This window comes from Magnetospirillum sp. XM-1 (assembly GCF_001511835.1).
Classification (GTDB): Bacteria; Pseudomonadota; Alphaproteobacteria; order Rhodospirillales; family Magnetospirillaceae; genus Phaeospirillum.
Genome location: NZ_LN997848.1, coordinates 2,306,016 through 2,320,083 on the forward strand (window position 1 = coordinate 2,306,016; position 14,068 = coordinate 2,320,083).

The window sequence follows — 14,068 nt, forward strand, 5'->3', positions numbered from 1 at the left end:
ATTCGCGATAACCTCGCTGGGGGCTGTAGGTGAGCGGCTGGCCGCTGATCTTGCTGTCTTCCGTCCATTGCCTGCCGCCCCCTTCGAGCCGTGCGACAAACGCCCCGGCCGGGTCAGTTCGCTCAGCCTGGTGCGCTACCGCTGTAACGACTATTCGGTGCCGACCCAGTTCGGTCACCGCGAGGTGCTGGTGAATCCGTCCAAGGAGGCCCTTGTCGCGCTCGAAAAAGAGGGCGGATATGATCTCGCTGTTCTTGCCGCAGTTGGGGCCTGTCTTTTAACCCCTAGCGGTCAGTCTGATGACGGGGCTGAAATCCGCATTGCCGTTCCAGCAACTGGCATTTGCGCTGGTGATGTCTTGGTAAGCGATCTGACGCTCGAGAGTGGACGGCTGGTACTTGCCGCCGGTGAAACCATCAGTGATCTGCTGTTTCTGAGACTGCAAAACATCAACGCGATGGCGCGGCTGAAGGAGCCCATCATGGTGCGCCGCTTTGCCTCGAGGCCCAGGGCTAACTAAGTCAGGAGAGGGTTATGCCGGGTTATCGCAAAGCAGTTGCCATCTTGATGTTCGCCGTGACGGCCTGGTATTCGGAAGCTCGGGCAGGCGATACTCCGACATACAGTATCTCGATCGTGCCTCAGTTCGATCATCGGCGCATCGAGGCCATTTGGCGTCCAATTATCGAACGGCTTGAACCCATGACCGGGTTTCACTTTCAACTAGTGATGGAGCCGACCATACCTGCCTTTGAAAAAGCCCTCAATGCCGGGGCTTATGACTTCGCCTATATGAACCCCTATCATTACGTGGTCGCCCATCGCCTCCAGGGATATCAGCCAATTGTCCGCGATGTGGAAAACGATCTGTATGGTGTCGTTGTTGTGGCGAAAGGCACTGGCCATCGTTCCGGACCTTCTAGCCAGCGATCTGGCCAAGATTTATGAGACGCTCTCCGAAGTTAGGCAAAACCATCCCTGGTGGAGGTCATTAACCCTGACGACCCCAGCGGGAAGGCAGCTCTATCCCCTGGGTAGGCCAGAGCGGAGTGAGGCGATGACCCGGCTTAGCGTTCCGCTGGATTGGGCGGGGCGGTCACTGGGAATGCTCACGGTCGATCTTGAGGAAAATAGCCTAGTGGCCCCTGCCTTTGCCGTTTTGCAGCAGCTTGAACTTATGGTCGCGCTGATCTTGTTGCTTGGAACCTTGGCCGTGGTGTGGCTTCAAAACAACTCGGTAGTCCGGCCGATGAAAAAGCTGGCCAAGGCCAGCCACCTTCTTTCGGAAGGCAGTTACGATGTCGCCTTACCCATGTCGTCCGGCGACGAGGTCGGAAAGTTGGTTCGCGCCTTTCAGATCATGCGTGACGCCGTCGGCAGTCGCGAAGCAGCGCTTCGGCAAAGCGAGCGGCGGTTGGAAGCGGTCATCGACAATTCGGCGGAAGCTATCTTGTCGCTGGATGATCAAGGCAGAATTGTATCGTTCAATAATGCCGCCGAACGCATTTTCGGTGTTCCGGCCAGCAGAGCTATTGGGTCTGATGTAAATCAGTTGGTCCCGTTCGAAGGCATAGTGGGGGCGGGAGGTGTGGAGATCGAGGCTGTTCGTTTTGATGCGAGCCGCTTTCCCGCCTTGATTACTGCCAGTCGGGTGGCGGTGGATGGTCTGACGATGGTGGTGGCAACCGTCGGCGATCTAACCCAGCGACGCCAATATGAACGTATCCGGGCCGACCAGCATGCCGAGCTGGAGCATCTGGTAACGGAACGGACTGCCGCTCTCAAGGAAGCCCAGCGTGAGGCTTTGCAGGCGTCTCGCCTAGCCAGTGTCGGACAATTGGCGGCAGGTATTGCTCACGAGATCAACACCCCGATCCAGTATATCGGCGACAATCTCAGCTTCATTCAAGACGCCTCCAAAAACATTCTCCCCCTTCTGGACGAGGCACGGAAAGTGGCCAGTGATTTGGAGCGTTACTCCAGCCGGGATGCGCTTGTCCTGGAGTATTTTGAGCGCGTTAAACAGGCCAATCTAGACTTTTTGATAAATGAGCTGCCCCCCGCAATTTCCCAGTCGTTGGAGGGAGTGGCGCAGGTTGCAAGAATCGTATTGTCCATGAAAGAGTTTTCCCACCCAGGAACGACCCAAAAATCAGTGGTCGATCTCAATCGTGCCTTAGAAAATACCGTAACGGTTTCACGGAACACGTGGAAACATATTGCAGACCTAGAGACCAGACTTGACCCTAAACTGCCAAGAGTTAATTGTCATCCCGGCGAGATGAATCAGGTGTTTTTAAATCTCATCATCAATGCGGCCCACGCCATCGATGAATCAGGAAGGCTTAAACCAGGCAAAATTACCGTCGAAACTCTTAGTCTCGGGGATTTTGTCGAAGTCCGCATTTCCGACAGTGGTACGGGTGTACCGGACGACATCAAGGACCGGATTTTTGACCCTTTCTTCACCACCAAGGACGTGGGAAAGGGTACAGGTCAGGGGCTGGCAATTTGCTATGACGTAGTTGTCGTTAAGCACGGCGGCCAAATTATCGTCGGAGATTCGAAGGAGGAAGGAGCCGTATTCACAATCCGGCTCCCGGTGGCATAGATTTCCACCGTTGGAAAATCAATGATTGAAAGACGGGGGCTTGTCCTCATTCCTCCTCGGCTTTCTCGTTGGCCTGGTAGGGAGTCCACGCTAAAATGTTCGCGTTCTGGGAGTCGCACTGCTTTGATATGGAAGTGCCTGTAACTCGCTGGGCAACCAGCCCGTTGATGCTAAGCATTCCGGTCTTAATAAGCTTCCAACTGACCTGAATACAGGCTGATCGCGGAATACTATCTACTTGGATATGGCCGTCCTTGACCAACAACTTTCCACCGTAAACATTGCTCGCAGCAGCAACATCACCTTTCGCAGCCATTTGCATTTGCAAGATTAATTCGGATGCACTGACCTCGTTGAGCGGCGGTGATGATCTCTTGTCGTACAAGATTGCTATGCTTCCTATGGCGGTAAGAAAAATAGAAGCAATAGTGACGGCGATTATGCGGTGGCGCCGACGCTTTCTAGATAATGAGGCTTTGCGGCCGGTCTCTGTCGTGGGAAAAGAGCTGATTCCGGATATATTGCGGGCAGCTTTATTTTTGATTGGTAAGGAAGATCCGGAGCCTTCATCTACCGGTCTGTCTATGCCATCGGCAGTCGGATTGCGATCGTCATCGGAAGAGTTTTGGCCCTCCGCCAGAGGCACTTCAAGACATTTACGGATTTTATCAAAGATATCGGGGTCGTATTGCGCCTTCTTGCCCTCTAGAAGGGCAAAAGATTTTTCGTTGGGCGCGCCAATCTCATCGACGGCCTCGCTGAGGTCTTTAAGCACCTTGAGGATCCGTGCATCCCGAGGAATATCCGCTCCAACAGGGCCGCCGTCAGGGAAGCCGCTACCGTCAAATCCACGATCCTGGAGGTAAATGGATTCGGCTACCTTCCCCAAGCGCGGAATATTGGTGATGAGGTTGCTGGCTATTTCCGGGGCACTGGCCAACGTTGATTGTTCATCAACGCTCATGGATCGGCCAGCGTGCCGCTTTTGAACCAATTCGACTGGGAGCGATAGCTGGCCGATCAATGCAAGGGACGCTGCAATTTCCAACTGCCAGTGACGGGGGAACTGGCCATCAGAGGTCAGCTTCGACCTTGCCTTTGTCATTGCCCTTGCCGGGACGGCCGAAGCGATCCGTGAACAGGTAGTGGGACTGCAGCTCGGTGAAGGCCCTCGTCCGCTTCCGCTTGCCGTCGCCGAGAATCTTGGCCACCGCCAGCGTCGTGTTGTCGTAGAGGATCGACACCGGCAGGCCGCCGAAACGGTCGAACGCGGCCACGTGACCATCCAGAAACGCCTCGGTGGTCTCCGCCGGATACGCCTTTACGAAGGTCGCATCAGAGTGCGGCAGGTCCATGCAGAAGAAGTGGATCTTGCACTCCACCCCGCCGATTACGGCCAGCGCCTCGCCGAAATCCACCTGCGCATGGCCGGGCGGATGGTATAGCGGCACGAACATCTCCTTCGATCGAAGCCGCTGCTCGGCCACATATTCCTTGATGATGGTGTAGCCGCCGGTGAACCCGTGCTCGGCCTTGAGACGCTCGAAGATCCGCTTTGCCGTATGTCGCTGCTTCACCGGCATCTTGGGGTCATTGGCCAGAATTTGGTCGATGATCCCGGTGAACCTGTCCAGCTTCGGCCGTGCGGCTGGCTCCTTCCGCCGATACCCCGGCGGCACCGAAAACGCGCACATCTTGTCTACCGTCTTGCGCGCAATGCCGAATAAACGCGCAGTCTCTCGCCGGGACCGGCCTTCAACGAAGACCGATTGCCGCACCAACAGATAAAGATCCACGGGCTTCATGCTCCCGCCCTTCGTCATCATCAGAAACGAAGGGCATATCACTGGCCGACTTTTACGCCGCCCTCAGCACCACAACGGCGCCGATCCGTGGCCTACTTTCTCTCCGGCGCGCACACTCGCCTTCTTCTCCGACCTCGCTGCCCTCGCCGAACCCGCCGGTTTCACCCGCTACCTTGCGCCGCTGCGCAAGGCGAACTGGGTAGTTTACGCCAAGCGCCCGTTCGGCGGACCCGAGCAAGTGCTGGCCTATCTCGGTCGCTATACCCACCGGGTTGCCATCGCCAACAGCCGATTGAGCGGAATCGAGGATGGGGGTGTCAGCTTCCGCTGGAAGGACTATCGCCATCACGACAAGCAGAAGGTGATGACGCTGAAGCCCGGAGAATTCATCCGCCGCTTCTTGCTCCACGTCCTCCCCGACGGCTTCCACCGCATCCGCCATTACGGCTTTCTCGCCAATGGGCGCCGCGCCGCCAAGCTGGAAACCTGCCGCCGCCTGCTGGCCGTGCCGACGCCGCCGATCGCGGTGGCCGGCACCCCGGATGACTACCGTGATCGCCATCACCGTCTCACTGGCCACGACCTCCGCCGCTGCCCATGCTGCGGCGGCACCATGGTGCCGCTCGCACCCATCCCCCGATCGCCGGCCGGCCATGCCAACCACCGGATCGACACGTCATGACCGTCGCTCTGCTTCCGTCCCTCGTGACCGCGATTACACCGACGGTGGCCGTCGGCGTCGCCGCTGCTCGCCCAATTCACGTCCGTTCGGCCATCACGGCGACCACGACTGCCGCTGATCGCCACCTCCGGGCCACCGCCGTCGCCATTGCAGCACCGATCACCACGCCCGTGTGCGTTCCGTCGGCCGGCTTCTCCGCGCGGATGGCGCCAGCCATGCCCACCGCCATGGTCAAATCCCCATAGACCTCGTCCGCGTCCCGCGGTTTCGTTCAATCCGGCTTCTCAGAGGTCCGGCTCCTTTGGGGCTGGCGCCTCCTTGGCCGGAGCTCAGAGAACCCTCCAGATTCCCACGGCCCCCAAAATCTGATTCAAACTCCTTTTCGAGAAGGAGGCTTGAATGAGCGGGGTCCGTTTGATCTTAAAGGATCATCAGTGGGATCGGATGGCGCCGCATTTGCCGGGCAAGCGCAGCGATCCCGGCAGGACTGGTGCGGATAACCGCCTTTTCCTGGAAGCTGTGCTATGGCTGGCCCGAACGGGTTCGCCTTGGCGTGATCTGCCGAATTTTTTCGGCAATTGGAACAGCGCGTTCATCCGTTTTTCCCGCTGGTCCAAGGACGGTGTATGGGATCGGCTTTTCGCCATGATGGCTGACGACCCCGACTTCGAATACGTCATGATCGACTCGACCATCGTCCGGGCGCACCAACATGCGGCGGGCAAAAAAGGGGGCCTGAAGCTCGTGCGATCGGGCGTTCGCGCGGCGGGCTGACCACCAAGATCCACGCCATCGTCGATGCCTTGGGCAATCCGCTGCGCTTTGTCGTCGGGCCAAACCGAACGGTAGCGGATCATGGTGCGATCCGCCGCGATCACCGCACAGGCCCGACGCTCGCTCATCTCGAATTGGCTTCGCAGATGGGCGACAGCTTCTCGCTTGGCGGCGGGCCTCACCATTTTTTTCCCAGCAGATCGCGGAGCGCGGCCTCGTTCAGCATGGATTCCGCCAGCAGCTTCTTCAGCTGGGCGTTCTCGTCCTCAAGCGCTTTCAGCCGCCGGGCTTCCGACACGTCGAGCCCGCCATACTTGGCCTTCCACTTAATGGGATGGACGTCTCTCCCCCCAAGCGGCAACGCTTGCAAAGGGGCGCATCAGATGTTGGAGGAGATCATGACGATCACATACATGGGTATCGATCTGGAGAAGAGCGTGTTCCAACTGCACGGGGCGGATGCCGATGCGCGGCCTCCTGCTGGACCGTGGCTTCGCGATCGGTGCTTCGATCACTCGAGCCCGGCGCGCCATCCCCGAGATCATCTCCGATCCGAACAACGGTTTGACCACCATGGCTCGGGAAACCATCACGGAACTCCACGAGTTTCTTGGTCAGACCGACCAGCGGATCAAAGCGTTCGACCGTCGCATCGGGGAGATCTTCCGCGCGAATGCGGCTTGTCAACGGATCGCCCGCATCTGTGGCGTCGGCCCCAAAACGGCCACCGCCGTGATCGCGGCGGTCGGAGATGGCAAGGAGTTTAAGAATGGCCGACACCTTTCCGCTTGGATGGGGCTTGTCCCACGACAGCATTCCAGTGGCAGTCGATAGATTCTGATGGGGATCAGCAAGCGCGGCGATCAGCACCTGCGAACCTTGCTCGTTCATGGCGCGAGAGCCGTGGTGCGGGTGGCCGCGAGACGGAGTGATCCGTTCAGCCAATGGATCAATGCGCTGCGAGAGCATCGCGGGGCGAACCGGGCAATTGTCGCCGTCGCCAACAAGAACGCCCGGATCATATGGGCGATGCTTCGGCGCCATGAGGAATTCCAGCCCGCGACCTGAGGCTGGGATAAGGGTTGCATGGAGATCCAAGAAATGTGACCGACCGGCAAATCCGGTGTGTGAGGAACCTGGCTTTTATAACGGCCCCATGAGGCCGACCACTTGTTGAGGCTCACCACGCGGAATTCCCATTTGGGCGCACCGACATCCGGTGACGCCGGATATGCCAGCATGCTGGCCAGTAAGAAGGCTTCCCTGCAGGTGGTCGGGGCCTTGGGCTGGTGGCTGAGAGCAACCTGGATGGCCAAATTGGCCATCAATTCCTCCCGTTCGTTGGCGGTAACAATTTCGTCCACGCTTAGCACCTTGTCAGTTGATGGCCGGCCCAGTAGATAATGCGAAAGTCTGGACGAACAAGGGTTTTGAGACGCGCTTGGAGCCTATTGGACGATGATGATCACGGTGGATAGCGAACCTGATCGAGAGGCGAAACTGGCGGAGATCGTCGCCAAGATCCGCCAGATTCTCGTCGGAGATGACCCACAGGGCATCGTTGAGACAGTCACGCCCGAACCGCCGCAACCTGTGCTGACCGGGATCAGTGTCGGCCGAGCCCACCGTTTAACCCTTTTGGCGAACCATGTGTTCGGCGATGAGGATAAGGCCTGCATCTGGTTGACGGAGCCGCAGGAGAGGTTTGGGGGCAAATCTCTGATGCAATTGGCCGAGAATCCCGCCGTTGCCGATCATATTGAGGAGGCATTGCGGCGGATCCATGAGGAACAGATTTTCAAGGATTAACCAAAAATACGCGCCAAACGCGGCCTCATCAAATAAACAATGCGAACAAATGGACCATGAATTCGAACTCACAACAGACCAAAAGCGCACTTGATCAATGCTTTGTAGATACAGTTAGGCATTTGTCACATATAGAGGCGCCAGACAAGCTTGAAAAATTGACGGAATTGCTTTTGATGGCGGTTCTCTCGAGAGAACCATTGAAGCCATTGCGGGATGCATTGATTGCGTCCATCCGCCACACAATAAATGAAGTGCGCAATCGACCATCAGGCCATGGAAGACGGAACGCCATGAGGCTGTCTGTGGTGATGTGCCGAAAAACTCTGCACGTGGCCAGGATCGCGTCAAAAGTGAGCTGACCATACGAGGCATGATCGGGCTGAAATCTCGAGCGTCGTGCCTTGTATGTGAGGCGCGACGCTCAGGCAGAGGGCGCACCACTTCTGTGGTGCCGAGGAACGGGGGGCTGTGTAGCGCCATGGCCAAGAATGCCCCCAGGGCTTCCCGCAAATGGCAACGACGTTACTTGCATCTGCAGCCGCCGGCAACGCGTTACTATTCGGCCGGGGTGGCCATGAAGGCCAAGGCGTTGATGTGTGTGAGGCGGGCTCGCGTCATAATGCCCAAGACCTCGTTCGGCGGGAATGTCTCGGTGCTCATGGAATGGACGTTCTGGACACGCCTCGTTCGCAATGCCCGATTTTATCAAGTGCCGCTATTCAGCGGATTTCCGCCCATCGGCCAGAGTCTTACGATTTGTCGCGGCTGATAGGCTGAGTGTTTGGTGAGCACTATCCTGCGGCTTCCGCGGCCGATGCATCGAATGAGAACGACGCCAGTTCGTATTCCAGGACCAGGATTCGCCGCTCCACCTGGGCCAGGCGATACTCAAGATCGGGGGAGGATAGCAGCGCCAAGGACTCACCCTCGGCGACCTGCCTTCCCTCCACCATCAAGATGCGTTCAATCCGGGCCGGGCTGGCGGCATAAAGCTCCAGATGGCGTTCCGCTTTCATGACGGCAGGCGCGCTGACATGGGCGCGCCACGGGACCAGGGCCAGGACAAGCGTGGCAACAAAGAACCCCACCGGCAGCAAGGACCGCCGTGACCGTCCGATGGTTTCGCGACGTTTCCACCACTCCTTGGCCTCGTTCCAGAACGGCAGAAACACGAACCATCCTATTTCCACCGCAAACAACAAGATCCCCACCGCCTTGATGAAGAAGTGATAAACCAGGACAGCCATGACCGCCAATGCCTCGAATGCACAGAAAGAGGAGCGCCGGACTTGCCTGGTGCTGGGACAGCCACGCTCGACACAGCGACGTGAGCCACAGGGGCGGGATGATGAAGAGGTGCTGACCGCCGCCGCCGCCAACTTTCCGGTCAGCCCGGCGATGATATGGCGCAGGGATTCGACGTCATCGGGAAGGGAGGAAACGGCTTCGTCTTATCGCGGCTGGGGGGGGGCTGCAAGCCCTTAACAGGACTTGCGATGTGCCGGGAGCTGCCAGAGCTTTATCGCTTCTGATTTTATTTGCGCCGTAACTTAGCAATATCTTTAAACAATTTATCTTGAGAGCATGCGGGAACTTGGCTCACCCCGCCAGTGGGTGTGTCGTTGGTGGTTGCCATTATTTGACAGTATTGCATCAGAATGTAAGAATTCATAAATTCTTTGTTTAAGTCCAAAGAGTTTTTGAACGAACTGGCGGCAAGTTCAAATTGATAATTCTTGCGATATGCAACGCCAAGATAAAAATGCGCCAGAAACAACATATCATCAGATTGATTCATGTCGATCCACGCGCTGTACAGTCTAATTGCACGCACGAAATCACCCGCACTAACTGCCTTTTCGGAAATTTCTATGATTTCGGAGATCGAAAATCCGTCATTCGACACGCCAAATGTCCTCCAGGGTTGTTTGGCGCTGATTAGATCGCCTTGCGTGCCAGGATGTGATCAAGACTGAGAGTGACTTTGAAGGAGTTTGCGCCACTTTGGAGATATCGTTCTTGAGTATGATGTCGAGGACGAAGCTGTGGGAGCGGGTCATGTCGCGGTTGTTGTCGATGCTGTTTTTGCCGGTATCAAGAGATGTGTCTTGGACATGGCGGTTTCGGTGTAGAGCAAGGTGCGGCGGGTGACGCGAATGATGGCCCCCTGCCGGCCCCAGACGATTACGGCACCGGCGAAAGCGGCAGTCAAACCCAGCCATGTAAACCGGAGCCTGGAGCGGTGACGAACTGGCGGCGGCAGATAGGCCAAAGTGACGCATACCGTTCTCCCAAAATGCAGATGGCCGACCGGGTGGTTGTCGAAGGCGGCCCGGCCGGCCTCGCGGGGGGAGGGCGAATTGGCGAAACCGCTCTCCTGTAGGAATTGTGCTCGATCTCCAAGAGCAGTCAAGCAATTGATACCGGCGGACGAGGCGCGTGTTGAGCCCGTTGGCTACCGCATAGAGGGGGCCGCGGTCGCCCCCGGGTTCGGCTGATCCCATAATCCTGGTTTCAATCGGTCACGTGATCACTCCGCCATCAGTGTTCAATGACACGCCCTCAAGGGGAGTGGATCATGAAAGCTGTCGCCCTCGGCGATCTCCATCAGAGTGACGGCCGGAGCCGGATGGTTCAGATCGAGTGGGCAACCTCCTGAGACTTCACATCTAGCCGAATAAATCGGCATAAGGGTCAAGCTCCGCTTCGGGCCGTTTCTTCGGCGTCTTCGGACGGACCGGCGCCTTGGGCGTCCGGAACGAGGAAATAGCGTTCCAGATCTTGATGAACAGGCTTTCGCGGCCATCCAAGATGCCCGCTTCCTCCCGCTTTTGCCAATGGACCTCGCCCAGCCCGGTTTTGACGGACGGACCCGTCGCCACGGCCGGCGCGGCTTCGACGGCCGGAGCGGGGGGCGGTGGGGCGGGCACGGCGTCGGTCGGACCGGCGTCCCGAAGATCGCTTCGACGGGGCTTCGGCGTCCTGGCCTTGGCGCGCCTGGTGGCGGAAGGGGGGGGCGTCCGCTCCGTGTCCGCGGCACAGGAGGCCGCATTGTCGCAAACCGGCTTTCCGCATTTCCTGGTCACTTGCCGCGTCCATCCCATCACATGAGGTCTTGAATTACGTCTTATCAGATTCGCGGAGAGTTTTCGCCATTTCATGGTTGCCTGGGGGAAGGTGATCTCCATGGGCGGTGACAGAAGGGCGCCGCGCAGGGTAAATAGATGGTTCGGTCGGGTGCGGGCTTCCTGCGGCAAGGCGTGATCAAATGACAACCACGGACCGTGATGCCGATTGGGTGGGATGGTGCCGCGATCAGGCGGCGCTGCTGCGGCGCCTGCCCGTCGCCACCTGTCCGGCGGGGCTCGATCCCCAGGCGCTGGCTCAAGAGATCGAAGACGGGGCGACTTTGAAGGTGGATCAGGCGGCCGGGTGGATCTTTCGCGCCTTGCTGGCCCTGGTGAAGCTTGCGGCCTACGATGATCGCGGGCAATTGCAGCGCCTGGATTTCACCCAATCCCAGCTGGCCCTCGTCTGGCGGCCGGGCTTTCGGCGTCATCTGGATATGGAAGATATCTGGCTGCAGGTCCGCGAGGCGGCCGGGCAGATTCGGCCGACCGCCATTGAACTGCCCCGATCCTGCCCGATTCTGCTGGAGGACATGGTGCCTCGGGATGGGGGGGCTTTCGATGTCGGGACTATGGAGGCGAAGCTGCTGCGGGCGGGGCTGAGCCGCCGGAGCGGCTAATGGGCGGGGCGTACGATTTCGGTTAATTCAGCCCAGGCTGGTGTTGCTGCAGATGCCGTGAAGATCGGCGCTCACCTTCCGCTTGGTATTGCCAGATATATATATATATATGCCATTTGCCGTTCTTGTTATAATTGTTGCGTGACGCCACGCAGCAATCACAGTCTGGATTTTGACCATGCATCACAGTTGCAAGCGAGCAGTCATCGTCGAGGATTCGCCGCAAATGCGGACGCTGATCAAGGTCGTCTTGCATCAGTTCGGCGTGACGGAGGTCGTTGAGGCGGAGGACGGTAACGAGGCTATGCAGGTCCTGCGTGAAGGCGGTGCTGACATTATCGTCATGGATTGGATGATGCCGGGCATGGATGGCATTGAATGTATCCGGCGCATCCGAGCCGGGCAGGACGGGATTGTCCCGAGCATTCCCATAATCGTGGCCACCGGGGTGCAAGGCGACAGCGCCGAGGTAATGGCCTTGGCGGCCGGAGCCAATTGCTTCCTGAAAAAGCCATTCTCCATCAAGAGGCTGCATGCGGCCTTCGTCATGGCTCTGGGCGAGAGTGCCGCCCCGATGAACTGATGTGATCGTCGATTCTGCACAGGGTCGGACGGATGGCTTGCTGTGCCCCGATTCCCGCCGTCGGCATCCCATCGGGCTTGTTTCAGGGACGCAATAAGCCCGGGACAGGGGGGCTGATCTGGAAAAGCAGCCATGGGGACCGGTCTGAATTAAGCCGTGGGGGCCATTTCTTCCCCGTGACTTGCGCGGCACACTCCAATACTCACGTCGCTGCCGCAACTGATTCGCAATATTGCAACTTGGGCGCAAGCCATGCGGGGATTTGCGTTCAGATCATCGTGCGTCAAATATGATGGGGTGGACGGCCCCTGCTCACCGGCGTCGCAATGCGCCAAGATGGTGGTTGTCGAGACACACCATTTGAAGGGGGCCGTCCATGACCGAGGTTAGCACGATTGGTTTTGATCTGGCGAAGCGGGTTTTCCAGGTCCACGGGGTCGATGGCGACGGTGCCGTGACGATCCGGCGGCAGTTGCGCCGCTCCGAGGTCGTGACGTTCTTCGCCAAGCTGTCGCCCTGCGTGGTGGGGATGGAGGCGTGCGCCTCAGCCCATTATTGGGCGCGGACGCTGGCCAAACTGGGGCATGAGGTGCGCCTGATCCCGCCCTCGCGGGTCAAGCCCTATGTCAAGCGAGGACGGAAGAACGACGCAGCCGACGCTGCGGCGATCGCCGAGGCGGTGACACGGCCGCACATGGAGTTCGTGCCGGTCAAGAGCGAGGAGGCGCAAGCGGTGCTGATGCTCCATCGCACCCGCCGCCTGTTGGTGACCCAGCGCACCATGCTCGGCAATGCGCTGCGGTCGCATTTTGCCGAATACGGCATCATCGAACCGGAGGGGCAAGGTGGGCTGGCAAGGCTGGTCGTCTGTGCGCTGGACGCACCGGATGCGGCATTGCCTCAGGCGGCTCGTGAAGCCATGGCGATGCTGGCCGCGCATGTGCGTGAGACCGACTCCAAGATCGATGCGCTGGATCACGAAATCCTGAGATGGCACCGTAACGACGCCGACAGCCAGAGGGTCGCCTCCATTCCCGGCATCGGCCCGCTGATCGCCAGCGCCATCGTTGCCGCCATGGGCGATCCCAAGCGCTTCAAGACGGGGCGAGACTTCGCCGCCTGGCTGGGGCTGGTGCCATCGCAGAATTCCACCGGTGGCAAAACCGTGCTGGGGCCGATCACCAAGGCTGGGGACCGCTATCTGCGGTCGCTCCTGGTGGTCGGCGCCACCGGCACTTTATGGCGGCGGCGCAAAGAGCAAGGCACATGGCTGGCGGGCATGATGGCGCGGGGTAAGACGGCACGGCAGATCTCCGTCGCCCTGGCCAACAAGATGGCGCGCACCGCCTGGGCCATCCTCGCCAAGGGTGGCCTCTATCACGACGCGGCAGCACAGGCCGCCTGAGAAAGAGCGCGAGGAACAACCAGTTGCGAGGGCGATGAAAGCGTGATGGCGACCGGTCAATCCAAGGAACGGCAAAACCCAGCGTACGTCATGGCCGCCAAGGTCGTAAATCTGATCGGGAGCCGTTTCACGGATCACATCATGGCCAGCGGTCAGAGTGCCGCGCAAACAGGCCGGACACATGACTGCACCCGACCGGGGCGTCAGCGCGAAAAAATCTCCTTGCAACGCAGGGGCTGTCCACACATGACGCACGATGATCTCGCTTTATGTTGGTCCTTCTGCCCGAGCGCGGTTCTCCGGCCGTTTGGCCGCTCGCCCAATGCTCGCCTGAGCGTCGCGCCTCATATTTGAAGGCGCGCCGCTCATTCCAAAATCTTGGATCGGCTGGAGCCAAATCGGCGCGAATCTTGTCGCGGCGTAGGTTGGACGGAAGGCGTCGCCCGCGGCTGAGGGCGCTGTTGATCGGTTCCAACCAATATTTCTTAGTATAAATGAGATGCGAATGAATAATGCATGGGATATAAATAGAGTATAATATAAAATGCGTCTAATTATCCACAATTTTTACTTGCTACCCCCCCCCCCCCAGACATGTAATAAAATGTGACGATCGCCAACCAGGATGGTGGGCGTCGTGGGAGATGA

The 14,068-nt window shown here is 58.7% G+C and carries 13 protein-coding genes and 6 pseudogenes; 12 read left to right on the forward strand and 7 right to left on the reverse strand.

Translation table 11 applies throughout. The features are described 5' to 3' along the window. Positions 1–22: 22 nt before the first annotated feature. From XM1_RS23960 to XM1_RS25220, 3 genes and pseudogenes are all read left to right on the forward strand, one after another. A pseudogene (locus XM1_RS23960) lies at positions 23–223 on the forward strand (IS21 family transposase); the annotation flags it as partial. 311 nt (positions 224–534) lie between these two features. Then, positions 535–948, forward strand: a complete 414-nt coding sequence (locus XM1_RS23205; protein WP_082700451.1) for a PhnD/SsuA/transferrin family substrate-binding protein — start codon at positions 535–537, stop codon at positions 946–948. A 109-nt stretch (positions 949–1,057) separates the two neighbouring features. Continuing rightward, a complete protein-coding gene (locus XM1_RS25220; RefSeq protein WP_068433396.1) occupies positions 1,058–2,611 on the forward strand; it encodes an ATP-binding protein in 1,554 nt (517 codons plus the stop codon). 46 nt (positions 2,612–2,657) lie between these two features. Here the strand turns inward: XM1_RS25220 and XM1_RS23210 are convergent, their stop codons facing one another. Then, positions 2,658–3,716 carry an HD domain-containing phosphohydrolase gene (locus XM1_RS23210; RefSeq protein WP_082700453.1) on the reverse strand — a complete coding sequence of 353 codons (1,059 nt, stop codon included), beginning with the start codon at positions 3,714–3,716 and terminating at the stop codon, positions 2,658–2,660. After that, positions 3,697–4,416, reverse strand: a pseudogene (gene istA / locus XM1_RS10805) (IS21 family transposase); the annotation flags it as partial. The pseudogene istA and the gene XM1_RS23210, both read right to left, overlap by 20 nt. Positions 4,417–4,531: 115 nt before the next feature. Between istA and XM1_RS10810 the strand changes: the two are divergent. The 3 genes and pseudogenes from XM1_RS10810 to XM1_RS10815 form a co-directional block, all read left to right on the forward strand. After that, positions 4,532–5,035: pseudogene (locus tag XM1_RS10810) on the forward strand (transposase); the annotation flags it as partial. 59 nt (positions 5,036–5,094) lie between these two features. Continuing rightward, positions 5,095–5,343: a hypothetical protein gene (locus XM1_RS23965; RefSeq protein WP_011383368.1), complete on the forward strand. Its 249-nt coding sequence runs from the start codon at positions 5,095–5,097 to the stop codon at positions 5,341–5,343. Positions 5,344–5,497: 154 nt separating this feature from the next. After that, positions 5,498–5,940 (forward strand): annotated as a pseudogene (locus XM1_RS10815) (IS5 family transposase); the annotation flags it as partial. On the opposite strand, the pseudogene XM1_RS23215 reads toward XM1_RS10815, so the two are convergent. After that, positions 5,911–6,197 (reverse strand): annotated as a pseudogene (locus XM1_RS23215) (transposase); the annotation flags it as partial. The pseudogenes XM1_RS10815 and XM1_RS23215 overlap by 30 nt on opposite strands. Before the next feature lie 248 nt (positions 6,198–6,445). On the opposite strand from XM1_RS23215, the pseudogene XM1_RS25270 reads away from it, so the two are divergent. After that, positions 6,446–6,736: pseudogene (locus XM1_RS25270) on the forward strand (transposase); the annotation flags it as partial. Between the two features lie 23 nt (positions 6,737–6,759). Here the strand turns inward: XM1_RS25270 and XM1_RS25275 are convergent. After that, positions 6,760–7,236: a hypothetical protein gene (locus XM1_RS25275; protein WP_172821912.1), complete on the reverse strand. Its 477-nt coding sequence runs from the start codon at positions 7,234–7,236 to the stop codon at positions 6,760–6,762. 94 nt (positions 7,237–7,330) lie between these two features. Between XM1_RS25275 and XM1_RS10830 the strand changes: the two genes are divergently transcribed. Together XM1_RS10830 and XM1_RS23970 are read left to right on the forward strand one after the other, a co-directional pair. Then, positions 7,331–7,681, forward strand: a complete 351-nt coding sequence (locus XM1_RS10830) for an MbcA/ParS/Xre antitoxin family protein (protein ID WP_068433398.1) — start codon at positions 7,331–7,333, stop codon at positions 7,679–7,681. Between the two features lie 481 nt (positions 7,682–8,162). Beyond that, a complete protein-coding gene (locus XM1_RS23970; protein ID WP_156428700.1) occupies positions 8,163–8,453 on the forward strand; it encodes a hypothetical protein in 291 nt (96 codons plus the stop codon). Between the two features lie 22 nt (positions 8,454–8,475). On the opposite strand, the gene XM1_RS10835 is transcribed toward XM1_RS23970, so the two are convergent. From XM1_RS10835 to XM1_RS10840, 3 genes are all read right to left on the reverse strand, one after another. After that, complete coding sequence (locus XM1_RS10835; RefSeq protein ID WP_231920769.1) at positions 8,476–8,931, reverse strand: biotin/lipoyl-binding protein; 456 nt, start codon at positions 8,929–8,931, stop codon at positions 8,476–8,478. A 287-nt stretch (positions 8,932–9,218) separates the two neighbouring features. Continuing rightward, on the reverse strand, positions 9,219–9,590 hold the full coding sequence (locus XM1_RS23230) for a tol-pal system YbgF family protein (protein ID WP_082700456.1): 372 nt from the start codon (positions 9,588–9,590) through the stop codon (positions 9,219–9,221). A gap of 763 nt (positions 9,591–10,353) precedes the next feature. Then, positions 10,354–10,566, reverse strand: coding sequence for a hypothetical protein (locus XM1_RS10840; protein ID WP_068433399.1), 213 nt, complete (start codon positions 10,564–10,566; stop codon positions 10,354–10,356). Between the two features lie 386 nt (positions 10,567–10,952). Between XM1_RS10840 and XM1_RS10845 the strand changes: the two genes are divergently transcribed. The 3 genes from XM1_RS10845 (at position 10,953) to XM1_RS10855 (ending at position 13,420) form a co-directional block, all read left to right on the forward strand. After that, positions 10,953–11,432, forward strand: a complete 480-nt coding sequence (locus XM1_RS10845; RefSeq protein WP_008621838.1) for a hypothetical protein — start codon at positions 10,953–10,955, stop codon at positions 11,430–11,432. Between the two features lie 178 nt (positions 11,433–11,610). Next, positions 11,611–12,015 carry a response regulator gene (locus tag XM1_RS10850; protein ID WP_011383385.1) on the forward strand — a complete coding sequence of 135 codons (405 nt, stop codon included), beginning with the start codon at positions 11,611–11,613 and terminating at the stop codon, positions 12,013–12,015. A gap of 376 nt (positions 12,016–12,391) precedes the next feature. Then, positions 12,392–13,420 (forward strand): IS110 family transposase, encoded by a 1,029-nt coding sequence (locus XM1_RS10855; RefSeq protein WP_068430816.1) that lies wholly within the window; start codon positions 12,392–12,394, stop codon positions 13,418–13,420. Positions 13,421–14,068 lie beyond the last annotated feature (648 nt).

What these genes read in the sequence shown, in the direction of transcription:
- XM1_RS23210 (WP_082700453.1), bottom strand. Translation starts at nt 3,716, where the DNA reads ATGACAAAGGCAAGGTCGAAGCTGACCTCTGATGGCCAGTTCCCCCGT.
- XM1_RS25220 (WP_068433396.1), top strand. Translation starts at nt 1,058, where the DNA reads ATGACCCGGCTTAGCGTTCCGCTGGATTGGGCGGGGCGGTCACTGGGA.
- XM1_RS10845 (WP_008621838.1), top strand. Translation starts at nt 10,953, where the DNA reads ATGACAACCACGGACCGTGATGCCGATTGGGTGGGATGGTGCCGCGAT.
- XM1_RS23965 (WP_011383368.1), top strand. Translation starts at nt 5,095, where the DNA reads ATGACCGTCGCTCTGCTTCCGTCCCTCGTGACCGCGATTACACCGACG.
- XM1_RS23205 (WP_082700451.1), top strand. Translation starts at nt 535, where the DNA reads ATGCCGGGTTATCGCAAAGCAGTTGCCATCTTGATGTTCGCCGTGACG.
- XM1_RS10830 (WP_068433398.1), top strand. Translation starts at nt 7,331, where the DNA reads ATGATGATCACGGTGGATAGCGAACCTGATCGAGAGGCGAAACTGGCG.
- XM1_RS23970 (WP_156428700.1), top strand. Translation starts at nt 8,163, where the DNA reads ATGGCCAAGAATGCCCCCAGGGCTTCCCGCAAATGGCAACGACGTTAC.
- XM1_RS10835 (WP_231920769.1), bottom strand. Translation starts at nt 8,931, where the DNA reads ATGGCTGTCCTGGTTTATCACTTCTTCATCAAGGCGGTGGGGATCTTG.
- XM1_RS10855 (WP_068430816.1), top strand. Translation starts at nt 12,392, where the DNA reads ATGACCGAGGTTAGCACGATTGGTTTTGATCTGGCGAAGCGGGTTTTC.
- XM1_RS10850 (WP_011383385.1), top strand. Translation starts at nt 11,611, where the DNA reads ATGCATCACAGTTGCAAGCGAGCAGTCATCGTCGAGGATTCGCCGCAA.